Source organism: Nocardiopsis sp. M1B1 (genome assembly GCF_052466615.1).
In genome coordinates, this window is record NZ_CP196194.1 from 5,290,483 (window position 1) to 5,317,092 (window position 26,610).

At 72.7% G+C, this 26,610-nt stretch carries 24 protein-coding genes; 8 read left to right on the forward strand and 16 right to left on the reverse strand.

The features are described from left to right. Positions 1-73 precede the first annotated feature (73 nt). The 5 genes from ACSTA4_RS22920 to ACSTA4_RS22940 form a co-directional block, all read right to left on the reverse strand. A complete protein-coding gene (locus ACSTA4_RS22920) occupies positions 74-1,339 on the reverse strand; it encodes a cytochrome P450 family protein (RefSeq protein ID WP_444960972.1) in 1,266 nt (421 codons plus the stop codon). Positions 1,340-1,773: 434 nt separating this feature from the next. Next, the gene (locus ACSTA4_RS22925; protein ID WP_248771737.1) at positions 1,774-2,784 is read right to left on the reverse strand and encodes a DUF5914 domain-containing protein; all 1,011 of its coding nucleotides are present in this window, start codon (positions 2,782-2,784) and stop codon (positions 1,774-1,776) included. 50 nt (positions 2,785-2,834) lie between these two features. Then, positions 2,835-3,812, reverse strand: a complete 978-nt coding sequence (locus ACSTA4_RS22930) for a phytoene/squalene synthase family protein (protein WP_444960973.1) — start codon at positions 3,810-3,812, stop codon at positions 2,835-2,837. Then, complete coding sequence (crtI, locus tag ACSTA4_RS22935; RefSeq protein WP_444964251.1) at positions 3,809-5,269, reverse strand: phytoene desaturase family protein; 1,461 nt, start codon at positions 5,267-5,269, stop codon at positions 3,809-3,811. The genes ACSTA4_RS22930 and crtI overlap by 4 nt, the downstream gene beginning before the upstream one ends. A gap of 116 nt (positions 5,270-5,385) precedes the next feature. Beyond that, positions 5,386-6,528: a polyprenyl synthetase family protein gene (locus tag ACSTA4_RS22940; protein ID WP_444960974.1), complete on the reverse strand. Its 1,143-nt coding sequence runs from the start codon at positions 6,526-6,528 to the stop codon at positions 5,386-5,388. Between the two features lie 178 nt (positions 6,529-6,706). Between ACSTA4_RS22940 and ACSTA4_RS22945 the strand changes: the two genes are divergently transcribed. The 7 genes from ACSTA4_RS22945 (at position 6,707) to ACSTA4_RS22975 (ending at position 13,818) form a co-directional block, all read left to right on the forward strand. Beyond that, a complete protein-coding gene (locus ACSTA4_RS22945) occupies positions 6,707-7,225 on the forward strand; it encodes a MarR family winged helix-turn-helix transcriptional regulator (protein ID WP_444960975.1) in 519 nt (172 codons plus the stop codon). Positions 7,226-7,445: 220 nt separating this feature from the next. Next, on the forward strand, positions 7,446-9,149 hold the full coding sequence (locus tag ACSTA4_RS22950; RefSeq protein WP_444960976.1) for a BCCT family transporter: 1,704 nt from the start codon (positions 7,446-7,448) through the stop codon (positions 9,147-9,149). A 48-nt stretch (positions 9,150-9,197) separates the two neighbouring features. Next, positions 9,198-9,671, forward strand: a complete 474-nt coding sequence (locus tag ACSTA4_RS22955) for an Hsp20/alpha crystallin family protein (RefSeq protein WP_248771742.1) — start codon at positions 9,198-9,200, stop codon at positions 9,669-9,671. Positions 9,672-9,833: 162 nt separating this feature from the next. Further along, complete coding sequence (locus ACSTA4_RS22960; protein ID WP_444960977.1) at positions 9,834-10,460, forward strand: copper chaperone PCu(A)C; 627 nt, start codon at positions 9,834-9,836, stop codon at positions 10,458-10,460. Next, entirely contained in the window at positions 10,460-11,665 is a 1,206-nt protein-coding gene (locus ACSTA4_RS22965) for a Dyp-type peroxidase (RefSeq protein WP_444960978.1), read from the forward strand. The genes ACSTA4_RS22960 and ACSTA4_RS22965 overlap by 1 nt, the downstream gene beginning before the upstream one ends. Before the next feature lie 478 nt (positions 11,666-12,143). Further along, positions 12,144-12,704, forward strand: coding sequence for a hypothetical protein (locus tag ACSTA4_RS22970; protein ID WP_444960979.1), 561 nt, complete (start codon positions 12,144-12,146; stop codon positions 12,702-12,704). 412 nt (positions 12,705-13,116) lie between these two features. Next, the gene (locus ACSTA4_RS22975) at positions 13,117-13,818 is read left to right on the forward strand and encodes a sigma-70 family RNA polymerase sigma factor (RefSeq protein ID WP_444960980.1); all 702 of its coding nucleotides are present in this window, start codon (positions 13,117-13,119) and stop codon (positions 13,816-13,818) included. A gap of 90 nt (positions 13,819-13,908) precedes the next feature. Here the strand turns inward: ACSTA4_RS22975 and ACSTA4_RS22980 are convergent, their stop codons facing one another. The 6 genes from ACSTA4_RS22980 to ACSTA4_RS23005 form a co-directional block, all read right to left on the reverse strand. Continuing rightward, positions 13,909-15,243, reverse strand: a complete 1,335-nt coding sequence (locus ACSTA4_RS22980; protein WP_444960981.1) for a M16 family metallopeptidase — start codon at positions 15,241-15,243, stop codon at positions 13,909-13,911. A 113-nt stretch (positions 15,244-15,356) separates the two neighbouring features. Then, complete coding sequence (locus ACSTA4_RS22985) at positions 15,357-17,660, reverse strand: polyribonucleotide nucleotidyltransferase (protein ID WP_248771748.1); 2,304 nt, start codon at positions 17,658-17,660, stop codon at positions 15,357-15,359. A 303-nt stretch (positions 17,661-17,963) separates the two neighbouring features. Then, the gene (gene rpsO, locus ACSTA4_RS22990) at positions 17,964-18,233 is read right to left on the reverse strand and encodes a 30S ribosomal protein S15 (protein WP_013154592.1); all 270 of its coding nucleotides are present in this window, start codon (positions 18,231-18,233) and stop codon (positions 17,964-17,966) included. A gap of 264 nt (positions 18,234-18,497) precedes the next feature. Further along, positions 18,498-19,445, reverse strand: a complete 948-nt coding sequence (locus tag ACSTA4_RS22995) for a bifunctional riboflavin kinase/FAD synthetase (protein ID WP_444960982.1) — start codon at positions 19,443-19,445, stop codon at positions 18,498-18,500. A 167-nt stretch (positions 19,446-19,612) separates the two neighbouring features. Beyond that, positions 19,613-19,897 (reverse strand): type II toxin-antitoxin system RelE family toxin, encoded by a 285-nt coding sequence (locus ACSTA4_RS23000; RefSeq protein WP_444960983.1) that lies wholly within the window; start codon positions 19,895-19,897, stop codon positions 19,613-19,615. After that, entirely contained in the window at positions 19,894-20,184 is a 291-nt protein-coding gene (locus ACSTA4_RS23005; RefSeq protein ID WP_013154595.1) for a type II toxin-antitoxin system Phd/YefM family antitoxin, read from the reverse strand. The genes ACSTA4_RS23000 and ACSTA4_RS23005 overlap by 4 nt, the downstream gene beginning before the upstream one ends. A gap of 209 nt (positions 20,185-20,393) precedes the next feature. Here ACSTA4_RS23005 and ACSTA4_RS23010 point away from each other — a divergent pair, with 209 nt between their 5' ends. Continuing rightward, the gene (locus tag ACSTA4_RS23010; protein WP_444960984.1) at positions 20,394-21,242 is read left to right on the forward strand and encodes an alpha/beta fold hydrolase; all 849 of its coding nucleotides are present in this window, start codon (positions 20,394-20,396) and stop codon (positions 21,240-21,242) included. Positions 21,243-21,262: 20 nt separating this feature from the next. On the opposite strand, the gene truB is transcribed toward ACSTA4_RS23010, so the two are convergent. The 5 genes from truB to ACSTA4_RS23035 all read right to left on the reverse strand — a co-directional run bounded on the left by truB (position 21,263) and on the right by ACSTA4_RS23035 (position 26,601). Then, positions 21,263-22,150, reverse strand: a complete 888-nt coding sequence (gene truB, locus ACSTA4_RS23015) for a tRNA pseudouridine(55) synthase TruB (RefSeq protein ID WP_444960985.1) — start codon at positions 22,148-22,150, stop codon at positions 21,263-21,265. A gap of 54 nt (positions 22,151-22,204) precedes the next feature. After that, positions 22,205-22,648, reverse strand: coding sequence for a 30S ribosome-binding factor RbfA (rbfA, locus tag ACSTA4_RS23020; RefSeq protein ID WP_130394938.1), 444 nt, complete (start codon positions 22,646-22,648; stop codon positions 22,205-22,207). A 2-nt stretch (positions 22,649-22,650) separates the two neighbouring features. Then, positions 22,651-22,947: a DUF503 domain-containing protein gene (locus tag ACSTA4_RS23025; RefSeq protein ID WP_013154599.1), complete on the reverse strand. Its 297-nt coding sequence runs from the start codon at positions 22,945-22,947 to the stop codon at positions 22,651-22,653. 103 nt (positions 22,948-23,050) lie between these two features. Beyond that, on the reverse strand, positions 23,051-26,065 hold the full coding sequence (infB, locus tag ACSTA4_RS23030; RefSeq protein WP_444960986.1) for a translation initiation factor IF-2: 3,015 nt from the start codon (positions 26,063-26,065) through the stop codon (positions 23,051-23,053). A gap of 212 nt (positions 26,066-26,277) precedes the next feature. After that, positions 26,278-26,601 (reverse strand): YlxR family protein, encoded by a 324-nt coding sequence (locus ACSTA4_RS23035; RefSeq protein ID WP_444960987.1) that lies wholly within the window; start codon positions 26,599-26,601, stop codon positions 26,278-26,280. Positions 26,602-26,610: the final 9 nt, after the last annotated feature.

A 26,610-nucleotide genomic window follows, 5' to 3' on the forward strand; every position in this document is an offset into this window, starting at 1 on the left:
CCGGCTCACGGCAGAGGTGGCCCGGTGTCCGCGGGAGCCCGGAGCCGAGGGCGGCGGCGCGCCCTCGGGCGGTTCAGCCGAGGTGGACGGGGAGCTCACGGTAGCGGGTCCAGAACGGCAGGGGCTCGAATTCGAGTTCGGAACGGTCGACGGCCAGCCGCAGGTTCGGATTGCGCCCGAACAGCGTGCCCAGCGCGACCCGGGTCTCCATGCGGGCGAGGTTCGCACCCAGGCAGAAGTGCACGCCGTGGCCGAAGCCCAGGTGGTTGTTCGGGTGACGGCCGATGTCGAAGACCTCCGGTGCGTCGAAGGCCGCCGGATCGCGGTCGGCCGCGCCCAGCAGCGGGATGACCGACGACCCGGCCGGGATCGTGGTGCCGTGCCAGGTGACGTCCTCGACGGTGGTGACCGGTTTGGTCCCCCCGAGCGGACTGCCGTAGCGCAGGATCTCCTCGACCGCGCCGCGCCACAGGGCCTCGTCCTGCGGCGCGTCCCGTAGCCGCGCGAGCTGGCGCGGATGGTCCAGCAGGGTGACCACCGCGCTGGTGATGAGGTTGTAGGTGGTCTCGTAGCCAGCGGTGACCAGCAGGAACACCATCGCGACGAGCTCGTCGTCGGAGAGGCGGTCGCCCTGTTCCTCGGCCTGGATCAGCCCGGTCAGGATGTCGGGGCCCGGGTCGGACCGCTTGCGGTCGATCAGCTCGCGGACGAACCCGGTCAGTGTGTTCACCTCCCGGACCCAGTCGGCCTGGCCGATCTCGGCCAGGCCGGTGATGAGGGCCTTCATACCCCGGCCGAACCGGTCGCGGTCCTCGTGCGGCACCCCGACCATCTCGTTGATCACCGTGGCCGGGATCGGCAGCGCGAACCGCTCGCGCAGCTCGGTCCGACCGGAGGGTTCGAGTTCGTCGAGCAGGCTGTTGGCGAGGTCGCCGACCCGGTCGCCGAGCCGGGCGATCGCCTTGGGTGTGAACGGCTTGACCACCAGCCCGCGCAGTCGCCGGTGTCCGGGGTCGTCCATCATGATCATGCTGGAGGTCGTGAGCAGCCGCATGGGCTCACGGACCGAGTCCGGCATCCGCGCGATCATCGCAGGGCCGCGGCCCTGCGGCGAGCGCTGGAACCGTGCGTCGCTCAGCAGCTTCCGGCAGTCGGCGTAACGGGAGACCAGCCACACGTCCTGCTCGCCCATGTACGCCATGCGCCCGCGGTAGACCGGGGCGTTCTCGCGCAGCCACGCGTAGTGCGCGTGCGGGTCGGCGAGGAACTCGGGGCTGCCGACGGTGATCGGGTGGGTGATGGCGGTCCCGGTCACCGGGGTGGTCTGGGGTGCGCTCATGAGGGCTCCTCGGCCGACTCGTCCTACCGCGCGTCCGTGCGGAGGCGGATGCGCGGCCCTGGTCGGCGTGTGGTCCCTCCGCGGACCGGACCGCGGGGTCGGTGGCTGTCCGGACGCCGTCGGACTCGGAACTCCGCCTGGTCCCCATCATCATCCCGACGCGCCGGTGCTGGCAATCCGCCGGAAGGGACCGCCGCCTGGCGGGCTGACCGCAATGGCCCACCTGTCCGGTGCCGCGCGGCACGGCCGTGTACCCGTGTCGAGGTCCGGCGCCCGGAACACGCCACGAGTACGGGCTCGCTACGGGCGGAATCTCCTGAACTCGCACCAGCAACGTTTTCGGCCAGCCCGTCAGTCAGCCCCGTACGGGCCGTTACAGCAGAACACCGGCCCTTCAGACGGGAACTCCCCCGAGGGGACCGCGTGCCGGGGGCTCAGCCGGGCCAGCGGCCGGTGCTTCTGAGCAGGTACCGGCGCTCCGCGTAGTCCAGATCGTCCTTCCACAGGCGCCGGGCGGCCATCCGCATCACGGGGCGCACGACCGGACCCGCCAGCTTGCGGGCCAGCAGGAAGCCGATCCGCTCCGAGCTGGCCACGGTCGCCTCGATGACCGCCGTGCGCGGCACGCCCTTGTCGTCCACGCCCAGCGGGGTGGCGTGCGTCTCCACCACGCTGCCCAGGCCCTCGCCCTCGATGATGCGCATGACCACCGTGCGGGGGTCCGGGCAGCGGAACTCCGCGCGCACCGGCACGCCCCACCGGCCCGCCACCCGGAACCCCACGTCCACCACCATGCGGTCCGGGTCGGGGTCGGCTCCCTTGGGCACCTCGGTCACCTTCAGCCCCACGAACGAGTAGGGGTGGAACCACGAGCCGTGCCAGGGGTCGAGCCGGTTGGCCACCACGTCCTCGGGTTCGCACCGCCCCGCCAGGCTCTCCACCGCCACCAGGCTCCCCGGCAGCGCGGGGCGCTCGGGGACCACCGGCTCGTCCAGGGGCTCCTCGCCGCCCTCCCGGTCCAGGCGCACCCACACCAGGACGCCGTCGTCGTGCACCGGGTAGGGGTCCCACCCGGGGAAGCCGCCGCCGTCCAGCGACAACCCGTGCCACCGGCACACCAGGCGTCCGGAGTCCACCGCGCCCCGGCACAGCGGCGCGCCCAGGTGCGGGCAGGCGCCCGGCCCCGCGTGCGCGGTCCCGTCCGGGGTGCGCCAGGCCACCAGCTCGGTTCCGGCCACGACGCGTCCGAACGGCCGGTCCGCGCGGACCTCGGTGCTCGCGGCCAGCACGAACCAGTTCCCCGAGGGCCGGGCGAGCGCGCGTTTGAGCGCCGACCCGATGACGGAGGGCGAGCCCTCCCGCCAGGTCGGTTCCTGCTTCCTCCACGTGGTGGCGGGCATGCGGCGCAGGGGAAGCCGCCGCGGTCGCGGGTCGGGCAGTGTCACGGGGTCCTCCAGGTACGTCGTTCGAGGGGTCGGGGACGGACCGCGCGTCCTCAGCCGGTCCGCGGGCGCGGCACCCGGCCGCGCAGGGAGCGAGCGATCAGCGACCGCGCGAGGGCGGGTACGGCGGCGGCCGCCTTGCGGGTGTCCGAGACGCGGTGCCGGACGCTCCACACGTCGTAGTCGGCCGCACGCACCTCGTCCAGGATCGCGCGGTAGAGCCGGAAGGCGGTGGCGACACACGGGCGCGCCACGGGGGAGAGCATCGCGATGCCCGGTTCGGCCCGCCGGTAGAAGCCCTGGTTGACCTCGACCAGGTCGGCGAGGGCCTCCCGCACGCGTGGATGCTGCTCCCGGGCCCGCGCGCACTGCTCCAGCAGCTCGCGGTCCACACCGTGCGCGGCCAGCGCCTCCTCCGGCAGGTAGACGCGGCCGCGCCGCAGGTCCTCGGCCACGTCCCGCAGGAAGTTGGTCAGCTGGAAGGCCTCGCCCAGCGCGGCGGCGTGCGGGGCCGCCTCCTCGCGCGGCGCCACCGTCCCCAGGACCGGCAGCACCTGGAGGCCGATCACCGCGGCCGAGCCGTACATGTACTCGCGCAGGTGCTCCAGGTCGCGGTAGCCGGCCACCGTCAGGTCCATGCGCATGGAGGCCATGAACGCGGTGAAGTAGGCGTGCGGCAGCTCGTACCGGTGGACCGTGTGCGCCAGGGCGGAGAGCACCGGCGCCGCCTCGGGGTCCCGGGCGGGTTCGCCGTCCAGGACCCGGGCCAGGTCGGCGTCGATGACGTCCAGGCGCGCGGTCTGGTCCGCGACCGTGGCGCCCGGCGAGGGCTCGTCGACGATGTCGTCCACCCACCGCGCGAAGCCGTACAGGGCGTGCACCCCGGGCCGGTGCTCGGGCGGCAGCACCCGCGTGGCCGTGTAGTAGGTGCGCCCGTGGTGGGCGTGCAGGGCCCGGCACCTGAGGTAGGCCTCCCGCAGCGGCCCGTCGGTGATCCCGGCCGCGTCGAGTTCGGCGGCTCCCGTGTTCATCGGCCGCCTCCGGTTCTGCGGACCACCTCGGCCGCGGCGAGCTTCCCCGAGATCAGCACGGTCGGCACGCCGACCCCCGGTGTGGTCCCGCACCCGGCCAGGACGGCGTTGGAGGTGCCGGGGACCGTGTTGCGCGGACGGAACGGCCCCGTCTGGGCGAAGGTGTGCGACAGCGAGAACGGCGTGCCGTGCGCGAGCCCCTGCCGCGCCCAGTCCGCCGGGGTGACCAGGTGCTCGGCCCGCACGGAGGCGTCCAGCCCCTCCAACCCGCGCTCCTCCAGGACCCCGACCAGGCGGTCCCGGTAGCGCGGGCCCTCGCGGTCCCAGTCGATGCGGCCCGCCGCCAGGTTGGGCGCCGGGGCGAGCACGTACAGCAGGTGGCGCCCCTCCGGGGCCAGCGACGAGTCGGTGAGGGTGGGCTGGGTGACCAGCAGGGAGGGGTCGCTCATGGTGCGGCCCTCGCGGATGATCTCGGTGAAGGTGCGCTTCCACGCGGCGCCGAAGGAGATGGTGTGGTGTCCCAGCCGCTCCCAGGTGCGGTCGGTGCCCAGGTGCAGCACGACCGCCGAGGGCGAGTAGCGCGCGGCCACGGGGCGCCGGGGCTTGTGGCCGAGCAGCCGGTGGGCGGCGGGCAGGTCCGCGGTGAGCACCACCTGGTCGCAGGCCAGGCGCTCGCCGTCCGCGGTGACGACGGCGCTGACGCGGTCGCCCGCGCGTTCCAGGCGCGCGACCTCCTGGCCGTAGCGGACGTCTCCCCCGGCCTTGGTGACCGCGCCCGCGAGGGCGTCGCCCAAGGCGCGCATCCCTCCCCGGGGGAAGTACACCCCGGCGACGGTGTCCATGTAGGCGATGACGGCGTAGGCGGCCAGGGCGCTCTCCGGCGCCACCCCCGCGTACAGCGACTGGAAGGAGAAGATCCGGCGCAGCCGCTCGTCGCGCACGTGGCGGCCCACGGCCGGGGCCAGCCTGCCGAAGCCGCCCATCGCGACGAGCCGGAACAGGTCGGGTCGGACCAGGTCCAGCGGGGACCGGAACCGGGCGTCGATGAACGAGCGCATCTCCACCCGGTACAGCCGGGTGAGCCAGTCGCGCAGCCGCAGGTAGCCGTCGGCCTCGCGCTGCCCGGCCACCCGGGCGACCTCGGCGGCCATCGCCTCGCGCTCGGTGTGCACGTCGATCACCGAGCCGTCGGCGAAGGAGGCGCGGTAGGCGGGGCTGAGGGGCACCAGGTCCAGCCGGTCGGCCACGGTCTCGCCGACCGCGCCCAGCGCCTCGTCCAGGAGTTCGGGCATGGTGAGCACCGTGGGGCCGGTGTCGATCTGGAAGCCGTCCAGGTCGAGCCGCCCCGCGCGCCCGCCCGGGTGCGCCTCGCGCTCGACCACGACGACCTCGCGTCCCGCGCCCAGCAGGTGCAGGGCGCAGGCCAGGCCGGACAGGCCGGCGCCCACGACGACCACGGGACCGCGTCCGCGCGGCCCGGGCCCGGACCGGGGCGGAGGCGGCGGCTCGGGGGTCTCCTCAGGCACGGTGGTGCTCCTCTCCGGTGTTGCGGATACCTTCCCCGCCTGGCGGGTCACACACGGTCACGGGCGATCCGGGAGGCCAGGCCGCCCAGCCCCTCCAGCACGTGGGCGGGCGCGTCGAGCCCCTCCAGGCGCGCCCGGCCCTGTTCGGCGAGCTCACGGCACCTGGCCCCGACCAGGTCGCGCGCGCCGAGGCGGTCCAGCGCGTCGGCCGCCTCCGCGGGGTCCACGTCCTCGCCGGGAAGGCCGATCCGGTCGAGCAGCCGCAGCGCGGCGTCGTCCCCCCGCTCGCGGGCCAGGCGGGTGCCGGTCACGAGCAGCAGCGTGCACTTGCCCTCGCGGATGTCCTCGCCCACGGGCTTGCCGGTCCGGGAGCTGTCCCCGTAGACGCCGAGCAGGTCGTCCCTGAGCTGGAAGGCGATGCCCACGTCCCTGCCGTAGCCGCGCAGGGCCTCCACCGCCGCCGGGTCGGCCCCGGCCATCGCCGCGCCCAGGTGCAGGGGGCGCTCGACGCTGTAGGAGGCCGTCTTGAGCAGGTCCACGCGCAGGGCGGCCTCCTCCGAGCGCTCCCGGCGCGCCTGGGCGCGCACGTCGAGGAACTGCCCGGCCATGATCTCGGTGCGCAGGTCACGCCACACGGCCCGGGCTCGGCCGGACTCGGGCACGCCCGGCAGGGCCTCGTTGAGCATGTCGTCGGCCCAGACCAGGGCCAGGTCGCCCACGAGGACGGCCAGCGCCTCCCCGTACCGGCGGGAGTCGCCGACGTGGCCGTCCCGCTCGTGTTCGAGGGCATGCGCGGCGTGCACCGAGGGGCGGCCCCGGCGGGTCGGCGAGCCGTCCATGACGTCGTCGTGGACGAGCGCGCAGGTCTGGACGAGTTCGACCGCGGCACAGGCCTGGCGGGCGGCGCGGGCCGTCTCCCCCGAGGGGGCGCCTCCGCCCGCGAGCCACCCCCACCAGGCGAGCAGGGGCCGCATCCGCTTGCCGCCGTCCAGGGTGAAGCGGACGGTCGTGCCGGCCAGGTCCCGGCCGAACTCTCCGTCGAGGTCCTTTGAGTCGCGGAGCCTGCGCTCCAGGTAGTCCTTGAGCGACTCCTCCAGGGCGGAGCGCTCGTCGGCGACTCCGGCGTCCGGCGGGCGCGGGTGCCTGTGGGTGTTCAGGATGGGATTGACGGTGTCCTCCCCGGGTAGCATCCGGACAATGCAACTCGGTTTCCATGAATCTTGGCAACCGAACTACTTCCCCCTCTGCGAGGGTCAAACCCTTCGCTGGTGGAGGGGTGCGCCTCCCGGAGAGGGTTCGTACGTCCCGGTGGCGCTTAGAATTCCAGGAACGGCCGGAGCCACCGGCCACGAACGCGAGAGAGGAACCATGGACACCGCGTCGGCCGCATCCTCTCCCACCGGCTTCGAAGGGTCCGGAACCGCGGATCCCGAGGTCAGGTCGCGGGCCGAACTCTACGACGCGTTGCAGACCGACGGGCAGCGACTCGCCGTACGGCTCATCCGCATGCTGCACCGGATGGCGGAGCGCTCGGGGATGAACCCGACCGACTTCCAGTGCTACACACTGCTGCGCGTGGGCGGTTCCATGACGCCGGGCGAGATCGCCGACAGCCTGTGCCTGTCCACCGGTTCGGTGACCGGGGTGATCGACCGCCTGGAGGCGCACGGTCTGGCCGAGCGCACCCGCCACCCCGAGGACCGGCGCAAGGTCGCCGTCCGGCTGACCGGCGACGCCTCGCGCCTGCCCGCCACCGCGCCCGGCATGCGCGAGGCGATGACGGCCGCGCACGCCGAATACTCGCTGGAGGAGCTGGCCACGATCACGGACTGGCTGGACCGGATCGGCACGGCTCTGGACCGGCTGTCCGCGAAGACGGAGCCGTGAGTCCGAAGGGGCGGCGGTCGCGGCCGTGAGCATGGCACCCGCAGGGGACGAGCGGAACGAGGGTGACCTCTCCTACCCCGATACGTGCGGACATATGCGGTCACGTGTCCAGTCAGGGCCCATGGCACCGCAAGGGATATTTCGCCGCTCGTAGGACAACACTCCACGATTGTGCGGTTGCTTCACGAAAAGGCTTCTGGCACCTACCATCCCACGAGACATGTCCGTGGGCCGGTGCCCGCACCGGTCCGTCATCCCCCGACCAGGGAAAGCGACCCTCCGGGGCTGGGAAGGAGCCAGCATCTCATCCCTACGCGAGTACATCCGAGAACACACCAACCCCACGGTCTTCGGGGTTTCCGGGGTCGTGATCCTCGCCTTCGTCATCGTCGGCATCGTGGCCACCGAGCCGATGCTCGACGCGGCCACCGCCACGCGCGACTGGATAGGTGAGAAGCTGGGCTGGGTCTACGTCCTGTCCACCACCTTCTTCCTGGTGATGGCGGTCTTCCTCATGCTGAGCCGGTTCGGGAAGATCCGGCTGGGCCCGGCCGACTCCAGGCCCGAGTTCGGGACGCTGGCCTGGTTCGCCATGCTGTTCACCACCGGCATGGGCATCGGCCTGGTGTTCTGGGGGGTGTCGGAGCCCATCCACCACCTGACCTCGCCGCGCTCGGCCGAGTTCGTCACCCCCGAGGGTGAACCGCCCCCGCCCGAGGCGGCGAGCGAGGCCCTGGCCCTGAGCTACTTCCACTGGAGCTTCCACCCCTGGGCCATCTACATCGCGCTCGGCCTGTCGCTGGGCTACTTCGCCTTCCGCAAGGGCCTGCCCCTGCGCCCCGCCTCCGCGCTCTACCCCCTCCTGGGCGACCGGGCCTTCGGCTGGCCCGGGAACGTCGTGGACATCCTCGCCATCTTCGGCACGATCTTCGGCCTGGCCACCTCGCTGGGCCTGGGCACCCTCCAGATCAACGGCGGGCTCAACCACGTCTTCGGCATCCCCTCGAACGCCACCGTGCAGTCGGTCATCATCATCCTCATCACCGCGATCGCGCTCTTCAGCGTGCTCTCGGGTATCGACAAGGGCATCCGCCGCCTGTCGATGATCAACCTGTGGCTGGCCTTCCTGCTGCTGGTGGTCGTCTTCGCCCTGGGCCCCAAGCTGTGGATCGCCAGCATCATGACCACCGGCACGGGCGAGTACCTGAGCAACATCGTCGAGTGGAGTCTGGCCTTCCCGAGCCCGCTCATCGACGAGACGGCGGCGGCCTGGACCACCGCGTGGCCCATCTTCTACTGGGGCTGGTGGATCTCCTGGGCCCCGTTCGTGGGCATCTTCCTGGCCCGGATCTCCTACGGCCGCACCATCCGCGAGTTCGTCATCGGGGCGCTGTTCGCCCCCGTCGCCGTGTCCATCCTGTGGTTCGGGGTGTTCGGCGGCTCCGGCCTGTACTACGAGCTGTTCGGGGACGCCGGACTGAGCGCGCTGAGCGAGGAGGACCGGTCCTTCCGCCTCCTGGAGCTGCTGCCCGGGGGGCCGCTCATCGGCGGCATCATCTCCGTGCTGCTGATCATCGTGGTGGCGGTCTTCTTCATCACCTCCTCCGACTCCGGCTCCCTGGTGGTGGACACGCTCGCCAGCGGCGGGAGCCTCAAGCCGGTCAAGGCCCATCGCGCCTTCTGGGCCATCAGCGAGGGCGCGGTCACCCTGATCCTGCTGGTGCTGGGCGGGGAGAACGCGCTGTCGGCGCTCCAGGCCGCGTCGGTGGTCACCGGTCTGCCCTTCGCGATCATCCTGCTGCTCATGGTCTGGGGCCTGATGAAGGCGCTGTCGGAGGAACCCAGGCCCGGAGGCCCCAGGGAGCAGCGCGCCGAGGACCGCCCCCCGTCCGACCGCTCCCCGGAGAAGCGGGCGCGCGACTAGATTCCCGTCAGCACGAGATTCCCGTCAGCACGAGGAAAGGAGGCCGCCGTGGCGTCGAGGAGGTTCCACAACCCCTTCCACGGTGTGGTGGACATGATCACCGAGATGAACCGCATCTCCGACAGCATGTCCTCGATGGAGACCGGCAACGCCGGTGAACGCGAGCGCGGGCACGCCGACGCGTGGAGCCCGCCCACCGACATCCTCGCCCGGGGCAACGACCTGATCGTCCGCTGCGAGGTCCCCGGGGTCCAGGAGCAGGACGTGGCCGTGAGCCTGAACAACGGCATCCTCACCATCAGCGGCGAGCGCCGCCGGGACGGGGACGACGTCGTCTACTACTCCTCCGAGAGGTTCATGGGCACGTTCCGCCGGGAGATCAGCCTCCCGGAGGCCGTGGACGAGGAGGACATCGAGGCCAGCTACGGCGAGGGGCTGCTGGAGGTGGTGGTGCACGGCGCCGCCAACGCCCGCGGGCCCAAGCGCATCGCCGTCCGCAAGCGGACGCCGAAGAGGTCCTAGCCACGGCAGACGGGGCGGGTCCGGCACGGCCGGGCCCGCCCCGTCGGCGTGCGCGGACCGGTTGTGGCGCGGGGCGCCCAAACGCCGGGAACCGGACGGCCCCGCGATCCGACCCGTAGGGGGAACGGCCGCGAGAACGCGGCTCGTACCCCCGGAGGGAACATGGACCGCATCCGCACCAGCCGTACCGCATGGGCCGCCTCACTGCTCTGCCTCGGCCTCGCCCTCACCGCCTGCGGCGGGGCGGAGGAACAGGGCGCCGCCCCCGCGGAGGAGGCCGCCGACAGCGCGGCGACCGCCGCCGACGCCTTCTCCGTGACCGACCCCTGGATCAAGGCCGTCACCGCCGAGGAGGGGATGACCGGCGTCTTCGGTGTGCTGGCCAACGGCTCCGACGAGGAGATCACCGTCGTCTCGGCCGACTACGACGCGGCCGGGCTGGTCGAGCTGCACGAGGTCGTCTCCGAGGGGACCGACGCCACCATGCGCGAGAAGGAGGGCGGGTTCTCGATCCCCGCCGGGGGCAGCGCCACCCTGGAGCCCGGCGGCGACCACATCATGCTCATGGAGCTGGCCGAGGACCTCCGACCGGGAGCCGAGGCCACCGTCACCGTGGAGTTCTCCGACGGCTCCACCACCGAGTTCACCGCCGCGGTCAAGGACTACGCCGGGGCCAACGAGGAGTACGAGGGCGGCCACGGCGAGGGGCACGGGGACGAAGGGCACGGCTCCGGAGCGGAGGGCGAGGGCGGCGAGGCGCACGGGGACGAAGGGCACGGGGACCACTGATGGGCGGCGAGTCCCGGCTCAGCCGCAGAGGGCTGCTCCTGGGCGGTGCGGCGGCCGGTGTCGGCGCGGCCGGGGGCGCGCTCGCCCACCGGTGGGCCGCGGAACCGGCCGCGGCCCCCCAGGCGCCTCCGCTCAACGGCACGCTGACCGTGCCGTTCCACGGCGTGCGGCAGGCGGGCGTGGAGACCCCGCCGCAGACGCACGGCACCTTCGTCGCGCTGGACCTGGAACCGGGGACGGACGCGGACGCGGTCGGCCGACTCCTGCGGCTGCTCAGCGACGACGCGGCCCGCCTGTCCCGGGGCGAGCCCGCCCTGGCCGACACCGAGCCCGAACTCGCCCTGGTCCCGGCCCGGCTCACCACCACGTTCGGGTTCGGGCGGGGTCTGGTGGAGCGGGTGGACCCCGACGCGGTGCCGGACTGGCTCGGCCCCCTGCCCGAGTTCGGGCACGACCGGCTCGACCCGGCCTGGGGCGAGGCGGACCTGCTGCTCCAGGTGTGCGCGGACGACCCCGTGACCGTCTCCCACGCGGTGCGGATGATGCTCAAGGACGCGCGGGCCTTCGCGCGGGTGCGGTGGACCCAGAGCGGGTTCCGCCGGGCCCACGGCTCCCAGCCCGAGGGCACCAGCATGCGCAACCTGATGGGACAGGTGGACGGGACCGTCAACCCGGCGCCGGGAACCGGGGACTTCGACCGGTTGGTCTGGGGCGGGGACCCGCCCCGGTGGCTCAAGGGGGGCACCAGCCTGGTGCTGCGCCGCATCGCCACCCACCTGGACACCTGGGACGAGCTGGACCGGCCCGCCCGGGAGGCGGTCATCGGCCGCCGCCTGGACAACGGCGCGCCGCTGACCGGTGCCGAGGAGCACGACGAGGCGGACCTGGAGGCCACGGACGCCTCCGGGCTGACCGTCATCGCGGACTTCGCGCACATCAGGCGGGCCCGCACAGACGACCCGGACCAGCGGATCTTCCGACGCGCCTACAACTACGACGAGCGCGGCTCGGGCGGCGAGGAGGCAGGGCTGCTGTTCGCCTCCTTCCAGGCCGACCCGCTGCGCCAGTTCGTGCCCATCCAGCGGAGCCTGGACGAACTGGACCTGCTCAACGAGTGGGTGACCGCCGTGGGCTCGGCCGTGTTCGCCGTCCCGCCGGGCTGCGCGGAGGGAGGGTACGTGGGACAGACCCTGCTGGAGAGATGAGGCCCCGGCCCCGGCGACCGGTTCCGGCCTCCGGGGCCGTATGGGGTCGCTTCCGCGAGCGCGGTACGCGGTCCCCGCCGCGCGGCCGACCGCTCGGCCCGCCCCCGGGCGGAGGCCCGGAACGGGTGCGACGTTGACTTCTCTCCCAGCTGAAGCGGGGAGATTCTTCCCTCACGGGTTGAGCTTTCTGCTTCGTAGCCGGTTGCCGACCCGAACTAACGGCGGGGGACGGGGCGCCGCCCATCGGTCTTACATCAGCTCCACAGACATCACTTCCCGCCAGCCCGGCGGTAGGCCGACTCGGTTCTCGTCTGAGCCGACGCGAGTTAGGCTAGCACCGGTTCCAGCGTTGGTTCGCGGGTTCGGTGATTCTGGTGGGCGGTGATCCACCCAGGGACGAACCACCGTTTCCCGTCCTGCTCCGCGGGAGTCCGATTCCTCCCTGGTCTGAAGTCCAGAGTTTTTCGGAAGGATCCAGATGTCGGAGCGGCCACCCCTGCGCGCGGCCCGCGCCGGGGTGTTCGCCTCGGTGTGCTCCGCCGTGTCCGTGGGCGGCCACGCGCTGTCCTCCGAGCACGCCGTCCCCTTGGGCGGACTGCTCGTCGGCGCCGCCCTGGTCTACGCCTCCGCGTGGGCCGCGACCGGCCGCGAGCGCGGACTCGGCGCGATCGCCGGATGGATGGCGTGGGGCCAGCTGGCCCTGCACCTGGTCTTCTCCACGGCCCAGGCGGCGGGCGCCCACGGTGCCCACGCGGCCGACCCCGCCGCCGTCGAGGCCGCCTCGGGCGGCGCCCGGATGCTCGTCGCCCACCTCGTGGCGGGCGCCGTGTGCGCCTGGTGGCTACGCCAGGGCGAGGCGGCGCTCTTCGCCTACCTGCGCCTGGCCGCCGCCGCGCTGCTGCCCGTCCTGGTGCTCGCGGTCCCGCGGCCGGTGCCCGAGCGGGTGCCCTCGGCCCCGCTCCCCGAGCGCGCGACGCCCGCCCCGGCAGCGCCCTACCTCCGGCACAGCCTGGTTCTGCGGGGGCCGCCTGCGGCGTAGGCCGTGTTCGACCGCGCCACCGGCCGCCGCGCGGCGGTCGGCGTCCGCGAACACGTGCCGGGCCGCTGACCCGGCCCCGCCCGCGCCCGCGCGGCCAGTGCGCCCTGCGCCCCGACGACCGCGTTCCGCGGGGACCGGCTCCGAGCCGTCCCCGCGTCGTGCCCCCGGAGGGAACGGCCGCGCGGTCCCGGCTCCGCCTGAGTGGACACGGGTGTCCGGGTCAGCGCCCTCACGCCGCGTCCTCCGCACCGCCGCGCCGCCGCGCGTGCGTCCGGAGGCGTGTCCGGTCCCCGCGTGCCCGGGACCGGTCCCCCGTCGGGGACCGGCCGCGCACGCTCCCGTCACCGCGCGCACCACCGCCCGAGGCCACCGGCCGCCGGGCCGCTGGTGCACGCCGGAACCCGGAGCACCGATGCCCACCGACACCGTCTTCCAGGAGCAGCGCCCGGCACGGGCGCGCCGTTCCCACCCCGACCGCCCGACGCGCCGTCCGCGGCGCGACCACCGCACCGACCCGCCGAGGTCCCCCGCGGCGGCCGAAGCGGACGAGCCCGCCCGTTCGCAGGACTCCCCGCAGGCGGAGGAACGCGGGCGCGAACGGGACGGCGAACTCGACCGGCTGGCGCTCGCCGCCCGCGAGGGCTCGGCCGCCGCGCTCGACGCGTTCGTCCGGCGCACCCGTCCCGACGTCGCCCGCTACATCGCCCGCAGGGTCCACCCCGACCGCGTCGAGGAGCTGAGCCAGGAGACCTACCTGCGGGCCCTGCGCGGCCTGCCGCGGTTCGCCGGACGCGCTCCGGCGCGGACCTGGCTGCTGGCCATCGCCCGCAACACCGTCGCCGACCGCTACCGCCGCGACGCGGCCCGCCCCGACTGCGTGCACCCCGCCGACTGGGACCTGCTGCCCGGCCGGACCGTCCGGTTCGACGAGCACGTGGCCCTGCTGTGCCTGCTGGACGGCCTCGCGGCCGAACGGCGGCAGGCGTTCGTGCTCACCCAGGTGGAGGGCCTGTCCTACGCCGAGGCCGCCCGGCTGGCGGACGTGCCCGTGGGCACGATCCGCTCGCGTGTCGCCCGGGCCCGCGGCGACCTGGTGCGCGGGCTCACCGTCTGAGGGCGGAACGCGACGGCCCCGGACCGCTCCGCGTGCGCGGAGCGGTCCGGGGCCGTGTACGCCACAGCGGCGCCGTTCCCGGCCAGCCGGTCAGAAGACCCGGTCGGCCGCGTAGGGGCCGATCACGGCCAGCGCGCGCGGCCGCGACAGTAGGTCGGCGGCCACCTCGGCCACCTCCGCGCCGGTGACCGCGTCGAACAGCGCCAGGCTCTCGTCGATCGAGTAGTGTCCGGGCCGGTTCAGCTCGTGCGAGAGAAGCCGCCCCATCCGTGCGTTGGTGCCCTCGCTGCCCAGCACCAGCGAGCCCTGGATCTGGCCCTTGGCGCGGGTCAGCTCCTCCTCGGTGATGCCCGAGGCGGCCACCTTCGCCAGCTCCTCGCGGCACACCCCGATGACCTCGTCGGCCTTCTCCGGCAGGCAGCCCGCGTAGATCTGGAAGCTGCCGGTGTCGGCGTAGTCGGCGTTGTAGGCGTGCACCGCGTAGGCCAGACCGCGCTTCTCGCGCACCTCCTGGAACAGGCGCGAGGACATCCCGCCGCCCAGGGCGGCGCTGAGCAGCCGCAGCGCGTGCCACCGCGGGTCGGTGCGGCAGAGCCCCTCCGACCCCAGGATGATGTGTGCCTGCTCGGTCTCGCGCGACTGCACGACCGTGCCGCCGTAGGTGGCGACCGGCGAGCCGCCGATGCGGGGGCGCGCGGGGCGGGCGTCCCCGGCGGCGGCCGAGTGCCCGGCGAACAGCGCGCGGACCTGCTCCACCACCAGGTCGTGGTCCAGACTGCCCGCGGCGGTCACGATCAGCTCGCCGGGCACGTAGGCGTCGCGGTACTGCTCGGCGATGCGGTCGCGGGAGAGCGCCTCGATGGTGTCGGTGGTGCCCAGGATCGGTCGGCCCAGCGGCGAGTCTCCGAAGAAGTGCGCCGCGAAGACGTCGTCCACCAGGTCGGCGGGCTCGTCCTCGTACATGGCGATCTCCTCCAGGATCACGCCCCGCTCGGTCTCCACCTCGCCCTCGTCGAGCACCGAGTTGGCCACCATGTCACCGATGACGTCGACGGCCAGTGGCAGGTCGCGGTCGAGCACCTTCGCGTAGTAGCAGGTGTGCTCCTTGGTGGTGTAGGCGTTGTGGTCGGCGCCCACACCGTCGAGCAGCGCGGAGATCTCCAGCGCCGAGCGCTCCTTGGTCCCCTTGAACAGCAGGTGCTCCAGGAAGTGCGCCGAGCCCGCGTGCGCGGAGTCCTCGTCACGGGAACCCGTGGTCGCCGAGATCCCGAACGCGGCGGAGCGCACGCCCGGCACGGCCTCGGTGACCACGCGCAGGCCGCCCGGCAGCACCGTGCGGCGCACCAGTCCGGTACCGCCGTCCGGCTCCAGCAGCGTCACGGTCGTGTCCGGGTCCTGCTCGGCGGCGATGGGGACAGAGCTCATGGATCCTTCTTCTTCGTCGGGACGTCGGTGGCCGGTCCACCCGGCGGTTCCGGCCGAGGATACGCGCCGGGGCGGCCGCACCCAAGGTGCGACCGCCCCGGCGTCGGTCAGGATCAGGTGTTCTCCGAACGCCCGCCCGAGCTGCGGCGGCGGCGACGGCGCGGGGCCTCCCCGCCGTTCTTGTCGCCGTCCTCCTCCTCGGCCGGGGAGCCCTCGTCCTCGGCGGCGGGGGCGGCCTGGGCCGACTCGGCCTCCACGACCTCGACCGGGACCAGCGACAGCTTGCCGCGGTCGTCGATCTCGCGGATCTCGACCTGGATCTTCTCGCCGATGCTGATCACGTCGTCGAGGTTCTCGATCCGCTTGCCGCCGTGCAGCTTGCGGATCTGCGAGATGTGCAGCAGGCCGTCCTTGCCGGGCAGCAGCGACACGAACGCGCCGAACGTGGTCGTCTTGACGACGGTGCCCAGGTAGCGGTCGCCGACCTCGGGCATCGTCGGGTTCGCGATCTGGTTGATCGTGTCCCGCGCGGCCTCGGCCGAGGGGCCGTCGGTGGCGCCGATGTAGATCGTGCCGTCGTCCTCGATGGTGATCTCGGCGCCGGTGTCGTCCTGGATCGAGTTGATCATCTTGCCCTTGGGGCCGATGACCTCGCCGATCTTCTCCACCGGAACCTTGACGGTGAGGATGCGCGGAGCGTTCGGGCTCATCTCGGCCGGACGCTCGATGGCCTCCTGCATGACGTCGAGGATGGCCAGGCGCGCGCCGCGGGCCTGCTGGAGCGCGAGCGCCAGCTGCTCGGCGGGGATGCCGTCGAGCTTGGTGTCCAGCTGCAGGGCCGTGATGAGCTCACGGGTGCCGGCGACCTTGAAGTCCATGTCGCCGAACGCGTCCTCGGCGCCCAGGATGTCGGTGAGGGTGACGAACTCGTCGCCCTCGCTGATCAGACCCATGGCGATGCCCGACACCATCTCCTTGAGGGGCACGCCGGCCGCCATCAGGGACATGGTGGAGGCGCAGACCGAGCCCATCGAGGTGGAGCCGTTGGAGCCCAGGGCCTCCGACACCTGACGGATGGCGTAGGGGAACTCCTCGCGGGCGGGCAGGACCGGGAGCAGGGCGCGCTCGGCGAGGGCGCCGTGCCCGATCTCGCGCCGCTTGGGCGAGCCCACCCGACCGGTCTCACCGGTGGAGTAGGGCGGGAAGTTGTAGTTGTGCATGTAGCGCTTGGTCTTGTCCGGGTTGAGCGTGTCAACCGTCTGCTCCATGCGCAGCATGTTGAGCGTGGTGACACCCATGATCTGGGTCTCGCCGCGCTCGAAGAGGGCCGAGCCGTGCACCCGCGGCAGGATGCCGACCTCGGCGCTCAGCTGGCGGATGTCCTTGGGGCCGCGGCCGTCGATGCGGATCCCGTCGCGCAGCACGCGCTCGCGCATGAGCTGCTTGCTCAGGGAGCGGAAGGCGGCGCCGATCTCCTTCTCGCGGCCCTCGAAGTCCTCGGCGAGCTTCTCGGCGGCCGAGGCCTTGACGCGGTCCAGCTCGGTCTCGCGGTCCTGCTTGTCCGCGATGGTCAGCGCCTTGGACAGCTCCTCGCGGACGGCGCCCTCGACGGCGGCGTACACGTCGTCCTCGTAGTCGAGGAAGATCGGGAACTCGCCCTGCTCGCGGCTGGTCTGGTCGGCGACGGCCTGCTGGGCCTTGCACAGGACCTTGATGAAGGGCTTGGCGGCCTCCAGGCCCTCGGCGACGGTCTGCTCGTTGGGGCCGACGGCCCCCTCGGCGACCAGCTTGAGGGTGCGGACCGTGGACTCGGCCTCCACCATCATGATGGCGACGTCGCCGTCGGCCAGGACGCGGCCGGCGACCACCATGTCGAAGGTGGCGTTCTCCAGCTCGGCGTGGGTCGGGAAGCCCACCCACTGGCCGTCGATGAGGGCGACGCGCACGCCGCCGATCGGGCCGGAGAAGGGCAGCCCGGCGATCTGGGTGGACATCGAGGCCGCGTTGATGGCGACGACGTCGTACAGGTGCTCGGGGTGCAGGGCCAGGACCGTCTCGACGATCTGGATCTCGTTGCGCAGGCCCTTCCTGAACGACGGGCGCAGCGGCCGGTCGATCAGGCGGCAGGTGAGGATGGCGTCCTCGGAGGGGCGGCCCTCACGCCGGAAGAAGGAGCCGGGGATGCGGCCCGCGGCGTACATGCGCTCCTCGACGTCCACCGTCAGGGGGAAGAAGTCGAGGTTGTCCTTGGGGCGCTTCGAGGCGGTGGTGGCGGACAGGACGACGGTCTCGTCGTCCAGGTACACCGTGGCCGACCCGGCGGCCTGGCGGGCCAGGCGACCGGTCTCGAAGCGGATGGTTCGGGTGCCGAAGGAGCCGTTGTCGATGACGGCTTCGGCCGAGTACACGCCCTCCATGGGCGACCTCCTACTACACGTGTTCGCGTTCGTGGCGCCGGGCACGGAAGGCGTGCCGACGCTGGTGATTCGTTTCCCGCGTCCGTGCCCCGGAGTTGATGACGGCCGGTCATCGATCGAAGCCCACGGCATGCCCTGAGGGAATGTCCGGGGACCACTACCGAGGACCGGCCCCGACTCTGCGCCGGGGTGGGGAGCGGGTGGTTCTCACTGTGGAATTGGGGTGGACGGCGGTGTTCGACCACCGTCGCGTCACACCTTACTAACAAAGCGGGAGCGGCCGAAGCCACTCCCGCCGACAACCTAGCGGCGCAGACCCAGGCGCTCGATGAGCGAGCGGTAGCGGGTGATGTCCTGCTTGGCGATGTACTTGAGCAGACGGCGGCGGCGACCGACCATCAGCAGCAGACCGCGGCGGCTGTGGTGGTCGTGCTTGTGGCCCTTGAGGTGCTCGGTCAGCTCGGTGATGCGGTGCGTGAGCAGCGCGACCTGGACCTCGGGGGAACCGGTGTCACCCTCGCCGGTGGCGTACTCGGCGATGATCTTCTCTTTGGTGGCGGTGTCGATCGACACGTCGCTCCTTCACTGGAAAGTCGGTACGCGGTGTGGAACCCGGTATGCGACCGGGAACAGACGCGGTGACCGCGCGTACGAACAGTCACCGTCGCGTGTGGTGCGCGGCCCGCCGCCGACGGCGTGGGTGCGCCGCGCTCCCCCGGCGACGGTACGCGCGGAGGCGACCGGCCGTGGGCACACGTGGACAACGACCACCCTACCGCAGACCACGAGGTGGCGGGCCGTGCCCGGGCGCGGGCCGGCCCTCCCCCGCTCCGCGCCCTACCCGGCGCGCAGGACCTCGCGGCAGCGGTCGACGTCCCGGCGCATGGCGACGATCAGCTCGTCGATGCTGTCGAAGCGCTCCTGACCGCGGATGTGCACCGTGAAGTCCACCGTCATGCGCAGCCCGTACAGGTCCAGGTCGTCGCGGTCCAGGGCGTAGGCCTCCACGGTGCGCTCGGCGCCGTCGAACGTGGGGTTGGTGCCCACGGAGATGGCGGCGGGCCAGCGCGACTCCTGCCCGGGCGCGGGCTCGGAGCGGTGGAGCCAGCCCGCGTAGACGCCGTCGCCGGGGACGGCGGTGTCGGGGAGCAGGTCCATGTTGGCGGTGGGGAAGCCCAGCAGCTCGCGGCCGCGCGCGGCGCCGTGCACGACCTCGCCCCCGACCCGGTGCGGTCGGCCCAGCAGCTCGGCGGCCCCGGCCACGTCTCCCTCGGCGAGCAGCCCGCGCACGCGCGTGGAGGTGATGGTGTCGCCGTCCGCGACCAGGGCGACCCCGTCGGCGGTGAAGCCGTACTCGGCGCCCAGCGCGGCCAGCGCGGCGACGTCGCCCGCGGCGCGGTGGCCGAAGCGGAAGTCCTCGCCCACGACCACGGCCGCGGCGTGCAGGCGCTCGACCAGGACGCGCTGGACGAACTCCTCCGGGGTCAGGGAGGACAGGTCCTTGGTGAAGGGCAGGACGCACACGGCGTCGGCGCCGTACTCGGTCAGCAGCTCCACCCGCCGCTCCAGGGGGGTGAGCACCGGCGGGGTGGTGCCGCGCAACACCGTCTGCGGGTGGGGGTCGAAGGTCACCACGGTGACCGGGAGGCCGAGTTCACGCCCGTGCCCGACCGCGGTCTCCAGGATGGCCTGGTGGCCACGGTGCACCCCGTCGAACACGCCGACCGCCACCACCGAGCGCCCCAACCCGGAGGGAACGCCCTCCAGCCCGTCCCATCGCCGCACGTCCGGCTCCCCTGCTCGTCGCTGCTCGTGGTCCGCGCGGAGCCCGTGGCGCCCAGCGCGCCCGGAACCCGCACGAACCAAGGGTGCCACGTCCGCGGGTCCCCCACTGACACAAGGGGTATGTGGCCCAGCACACGCCGGGCCGCCGCTCCAGCGGATACCGAAGGTCAGCGCCCGCCCGAGTAGTGGTAGGCGTCGGCCCGCCCTCGAATGTCGTAGACGACGATGACGCCCTTGTCATCGTCTATGCCGAATCGAATCCTGTAAGTGGCACGGCGGGCGACCCAGTCCTGACCGTAGGGGGGATTGAGTCGTTTCCCCACTTTGCGGGGGTTCTCCCTGAGGTCTCCCCGAATCAGCTCCCATGCCGCCGTGGCCACCTTGTCAGGCAACGTCTCGGACAGGGCACGGCGCACGGTACGGGTCAGGACGATTTCGTACTGGTCGCTCACGTTTCCGTCTCCCGGCGCGCACGTTCTCGCATGAGCTCGGCCATCTCGTCACCGGTGACCACGTCCCCGCGTTCGTACTCCTCCTTCGCCCGGGCCAGACTCGCCTGCTCCTCCGGACTGTCCAGAAGGGCGAAGGTCTCCATCATCGACTCGTAGTCGTCCACGGAGATCACCACGGCACTGGGCCTGCCGTTGCGGGTGATGGTGACGGCGTCGTGTGTTCTCTCCACCTCATCGACGATCTTGGACAGGTTGTTTCTGGCCTCGGCCAGCGGAAGCGTCGTCATGGCGTGAATTCTAGCCAACCGTGTCGCGGGTTGTACATCTTTCACGCCAGTCCGCTCTCTTCGTGTGCCGGTTCCGGGAAGTCCCGTCGTCCGGGAGGAACTGGAGGACGCCGGGCTCCGCCGCGGCTGAGACCCGGGCGCGCGCCCGGCCGCTACGCCCCTGGCGGAGCCGGGTTGGCACACGTGCGCGGGGCGGTTACCGTGCACCGATGGCGATGATCGACACGGGTACGACCCGACTGGCGTACGACGAGGCCGGTTCCGGTCCCCCGATCGTTTTCGTGCACGCCGGTGTGGCCGACCGGCGCATGTGGGACCACCAGTTCACCGAGTTCGCCAAGACCCACCGGGTGGTCCGCTACGACTGGCGCGGCCGCGGCGGCTCCGCCGACCACGAGGGCCCCGTCGACCACCACGAGGACCTGCTGGCCCTCATGGACGCCCTGGACATCGACCGGGCGACCCTGGTCGGCGCCTCCTTCGGGGGCGCCTACTGCGTGGACGCGGCGCTGGCCGCCCCGGAGCGGGCGGAGGCCCTGGCCCTGGTCTGTCCGGGGATGTCGGGGCACGAGTGGCCGGAGGTCTTCGTGCGCGAGGCGCGCAAGATGGTGCTGGGCGCCGTCCCCCACGAACGCCTGGAGGTGTACCGGGCGGGACGCGCCGACCCCGATCCCGGGGACGTGGCGGCGATGGCCGAGGCCCAGGCCCGGTTCATGGTGCTGGGCCCTGGACGGGTGCCCGAGGACCTGCCGACGGAGGCCTGGGACCTGGTGCTACTCATGCTGCGCGAGATGTTCGCCCGCGAGTGGTCCGGGCCGGTCGCCACCACCCGCTGGCCGGAGCGGCCCGCCGGCGACCGCCTGGGCGAGATCACCGTGCCGACGCTGGTGGTGAAGGGACTGTCGGAGATCGCCCAGGTACGGGAGGTCGCGGACCTGTACGCCGGGGGCGTGCCCGGGGCTCGGCTGCTGGAGATGCCCGACACCGGCCACCTGCCGTCCGTGGAGCGCCCCGGCGAGCTGACCGCGGCCCTCGCCCGGTTCCTGGGGACCGCCTGACCGGACGGGACCGCGCGGGATCAGGCGGGTTCGAAGACCACCACGGGCTTCATGTGGTCGCGGCGGTTCTCCCCCAGGGCGACGACGCGGCCGTCCGGGGCGAAGAGGCCGACCGGACCGCTTCCGGACCCGTCCGGGTCGATCCGGTTGCCGTGCCGGATCCGCTGCTCCTCGTCCTCACTCAGGGCGCGCGCCGGGAAGGCCGCGGCCACGGCCTCGGCCAGCGGGACCTGCGTGAACTCCTCGGCGAGCTCGTCCAGCGTGCGCGCCCGGGACAGGTCGTAGGGGCCCACCCTGGTGCGCCGCAACGCCGTCAGGTGCCCGCCCACGCCCAGGTCGGCGCCCATGTCACGGGCCAGCGAACGGATGTAGGTGCCGCTGGAGCAGGTGACGGCGGCGTCCACGTCCACGAACCCCCCGTCGGCGTCGGAGGCCCGGCGCACGTCGGTGACCGTGAACTCCGCGACGGTGACCGTGCGGGCCTTGAGGGCGACCTCCTTGCCCTCACGCGCCGACTTGTAGGCACGCTTGCCGTCTACCTTGATCGCGCTGACCTGCGGCGGAACCTGCTCGATCCGCCCCGTGAGCCTGCCGACGGCGGCGCGCACGGCCTCCTCGCCGACCCCGGAGGCGTCCGTGCGCACGAGAGGCTCGCCCTCGGCGTCGTCGGTGTTGGTCGTCAGGCCGAGCCGGATCGTCGCCTCGTAGACCTTCTCCGTCAGGGTCAGGTGGCCCAGGAGCTTGGTGCCCTTCTCGATGCCCAGCACCAGGACCCCGGTGGCCATCGGGTCCAGGGTGCCCGCGTGGCCGACCCTGCGGGTGCGCGCGAGCCCGCGCGTTCTGGCGACCACGTCGTGCGAGGTCCAGTCGGCGGGCTTGTCGACGACCACGACGCCGCTCTCGGCCATGGTGCTCCCTCGTGATGAAGGGCGGCGGCGCGGTCCGCGCCGCCGCCGGGGGTGTTACTCGTCCTCGTCGCGCTCGTCCTCGCGGGGCGCCCGGTAGGGGTCCGCCTCGCCCGCGGGCTCGGCGCCGCTGGCCCTCTCGGCCAGCTCCGCGTCCGACTGGCGGGCCTTGAGCAGCAGTTCCTCGATGTGCTGGGCGTTCTCCTGCACCTCGTCGACGACGAAGGCCAGGCTCGGCGTGTGCCGGATGCCGGTCTGGCGTCCCACCTCGCTGCGGATCACGCCCTTGGCGCTCTCCAGGGCGGCGGCGGAGGCGGCCTTCTCGTCCGGGGTGCCGAACACCGTGTAGTACACCGTGGCGTCCCGCAGGTCGGCGGTGATGCGCGCGTCGGTCACGGTGACGAATCCCAGGCGCGGGTCCTTGATGCGCCGGTCCAGCATCTCGGCGACGATGCGCTGGATGCGGTCGGCGATCTTGCGCGCGCGTGCGGCGTCAACCATCGTCAGTCTTCCTCTTCGTTGAAGAGCCGCTGCCTGGCGGAGAGCAGCTCCAGTTCGGGACGGCCCGCGACGAAGCTCTCGCAGGAGTCCATCAGCTCCCGGGCGTGCGCCGCCGTCGGCGCGACCACCGCGACGCCGATCTTGGCCCGGCGGTACAGGTCCTGGTCGCCCGCCTCGGAGACCGAGACGGAGAACTTGCGGCGCAGCTCGGAGACGACGGGTCGGACCAGCGAACGCTTCTGTTTGAGCGAGTGGACGTCACCGAGAAGGACGTCCAGGGTCAGCGCCCCAACGTACAAGTGATCACCTGTGGTGTGTGGAGTTGTCCGCCGCTGTCGGCGGCGTGAAACACGGGGCCCCGGCCGCACGGCCGGGGCCCCGTCTGGTCATGCTCCGCGAGGATCAGTCGCGGGGCTTCTCCTGCATCTCGTACGTCTCGATGACGTCCTCGACACGCAGGTCGTTGTAGCCGACGCCGATACCGCACTCGAAGCCCTCGCGGACCTCGGTCGCGTCGTCCTTGAACCGGCGCAGGGATTCCACGTTGAGGTTCTCGGAGATGACGACCCCGTCGCGGATGAGCCGCGCCTTGGAGTTGCGGCGGATCAGGCCGCTGCGGACGATCGAACCGGCGATGTTGCCGATCCGCGGCACCTTGAAGACCTCGCGGATCTCCGCGCTGCCGAGCTGGACCTCTTCGTAGATCGGCTTGAGCAGACCCTTGACCGCGGCCTCGACCTCGTCGATGGCCTGGTAGATCACCGAGTAGTACCGGATGTCCACGCCCATGCGGTCGGCCAGCTCGCTGTTCTTGCCCTCGGGCCGAACGTTGAAGCCGACGATGATCGCCTCGGCGGAGGCCGCCAGGTTGATGTCGTTCTGCGTGATCGCACCGACACCGCGCCCGATGACCCGGATGCTCACCTCGTCGCCGCCGGCGTCGATCTTGAGCAGGGACTCCTCCAGCGCCTCGACGGAACCGGACATGTCGCCCTTGATGAGGAGGAGCAGCTCGGAGCGCTCGCCCTCCTTCAGGGCGTTCTGCCAGTTGTCGAGGGTGACTCGGCGGGCCGAACGCGCCTGCTGGGCGAAGCGCTCGCGCGCCTCGCGCTGCTGGGCGATCTGCCGCGCCACCCGGTCGTCCTTGACGACCAGGAAGTTGTCACCGGCGCTGGGAACGTTGGTCAGACCCAGCACCTGCACCGGACGGGACGGCTCGGCGCTCTGCACGTTCTGGCCGTGCTCGTCGAGCATGGCGCGGACGCGGCCGAAGGCGTCACCGCAGACGATCGAGTCACCGACGTTGAGCGTGCCGCGCTGGACCAGCACCGTGGCCATGGAACCGCGACCGCGGTCCAGGTAGGCCTCGATGGCCAGACCCTGCGCGTCCATCTCCGGGTTGGCCTGGAGATCGAGCGCGGCGTCGGAGGTCAGCACGATCGACTCGAGCAGGGCGTCGATGTTGTCGCCCTTGAGCGCGGAGATGTCCACGAACTGGACGTCGCCGCCGTACTCCTCGGCCACCAGGCCGTACTCGGTGAGCTGCGCGCGGACCCGCTGCGGGTCGGCGCCCTCGACGTCGATCTTGTTGACCGCGACCACGATCGGCACCTCGGCCGCCTTGGCGTGGTCGATGGCCTCCGCCGTCTGCGGCTTGACGCCGTCGTCGGCCGCCACGACCAGCACCGCGATGTCGGTGACCTTCGCACCGCGGGCACGCATGGCGGTGAACGCCTCGTGACCCGGGGTGTCGATGAAGGTGATCTTGCGCTCTTCGCCGTCCACCTCGGTGGCGACCTGGTAGGCACCGATGTGCTGGGTGATACCGCCGGCCTCGCCGCTGACGACGTTGGTCTTGCGGATGGTGTCCAGCAGTCGGGTCTTACCGTGGTCGACGTGACCCATGACGGTGACCACCGGCGGACGCGGACGCAGGTCCTCCGCGGTGCCCTCGTCCTCACCGAACTCGATGGAGAAGGACTCCAGCAGCTCGCGGTCCTCGTCCTCCGGGCTGACGACCTCGATCCTGTACTTGAGCTCCTCGCCCAGCAGCATCAGGGTCTCGTCCGGAAGGGACTGGGTCGCGGTGACCATCTCACCCAGGTGCATCATCACCTGGACGAGCGACGCCGGGTTGACGTCGATCTTGTCGCCGAAGTCCGACAGCGAGGCGCCGCGGGACAGGCGGATGGTCTGGTCGTTGCCGCTCGGGATCTTGACGCCGCCGAACGACGGGGCCTGGAAGTCGTGGAACTCCTGGCGCCGCTGCTTCTTGGACTTGCGGGCGCGTCCGGGACGACCGCCGGGGCGTCCGAACGCACCGGCCGTACCGCCGCCGCGACCGCGGCCACCGCCGCCGGGACGGCCGCCGAAGCCGCCGGGACGACCGCCGCCGCCACCACCGACACCGCCGGGACGCGGACCGGAACCCGCGGGGGCTCCCCCGCGGCCACGGCCACCGCCGCCACCGGGACGACCGCCGCCACCGCCGCGACCGCCACCCGCGGGTGCGGCCGGACGGGACGAGGGCATGTTCATCGGGCTGGGGCGCGGACCGCCGGGCCGGGGACCGGGACGCGGGGGACCCGCGGCACCACCCGGACGCGGAGCGCCAGCGGCACCGCCGGGACGCGGAGCGCGCTGCTCGCCGCCGCCCTGCGGGCCGGGACGCGGACCCGGACGCGGACCGCCCGGACGCGGAGCGCCAGCGGCACCGCCGGGACGCGGAGCGCGCTGCTCGCCGCCGCCCTGCGGGCCGGGACGCGGACCCGGACGCGGACCGCCCGGACGCGGAGCGCCAGCGGCACCGCCGGGACGCGGAGCGGCCGGCTTGGAGCCCATGCCGGAGGCGTTGGACGCGAACGGGTTGTTGCCCGGACGGGGACCGGACGGGCGCGGGCCGGGACGGGCCCCGCCGCGCTCGGGACGGTCGCCGCGCTCGGGGCGGTCACCGCCGCGCTGGGCGCGGTCGGGACGGCCGCCCTCGGAACGACCACCCTCGGGACGGCCGCCGGGGCCGGCCGGGGCACCGGGCTTGGGGGCGCCGCCGGGGCGGGCACCGGCCTCGCCGCGGGGAGCCTTGGGGCCGGGCTTGGGCGCGTTCGCGCGCGGAGCGGCCTCGCCCTGCGGGGCGGGCTTGGGCGCGGGAGCCGGCCTGGGGCCGGGCTTGGGAGCCGGCCCCGGCTTCGGGGCGGCACCGTTGTCCGCGGCGGGACGCGGGCCGGGCTTGGGAGCCGAACCCTTGCGACCGCCGTCGGAACCGTTGTTGAAGGCTTCCTGGAGGCGTCGTACGACGGGGGCCTCTATGGTCGAGGACGCCGAACGGACGAATTCACCCATCTCGTTGAGCTTGGCCAGAACGGCCTTGCTCTCTACACCGAACTCCTTGGCGAGTTCATATACCCGGACCTTCGCCACTACTCTCCTTCAGCTTCGGTCCGGGACATGGGCTTGTGCCGGACCGTCGTTAGCTCGAGTTACTCATCGCTGCGTACTCATCAGGCGCTCATCGCAATCTCGACCTGCTTCCTCATCGCTACACAACAATGGGCCAGCTTCTGCGTGCCGACACAGCACTGGACGCCGACCTCGGTCCTTACAACCCAGAAGTCGGTCCAGACATTCCAACCCTATCGGGAGCGCTGACCCGATCCGCCACGCGGGGCGGCGTCGATCAGGGCCGCCACGGGTGAGACGTCCCACCCGTCGGCGCCCGCTCCCCTCCGGTAGGCGCGTGACCAGGCCCTGCGCCGCTCGGCGAGCTCGAAGCACCGCCAATCGCGGTGCAGGTAGGCGCCGCGCCCCGGAAGACGACCCCGGGTGTCGGGCGTGATGACCGTGCCCTCGGCCACCAGCCGCACGAGGTCGGACTGGACTGCCCGCGACCGACACCCCACACAGGTACGCACGGGGCGGTCGGGACCGTCATGGGCCACCCTATCGCGTCGAGGCATGCGCGCGAC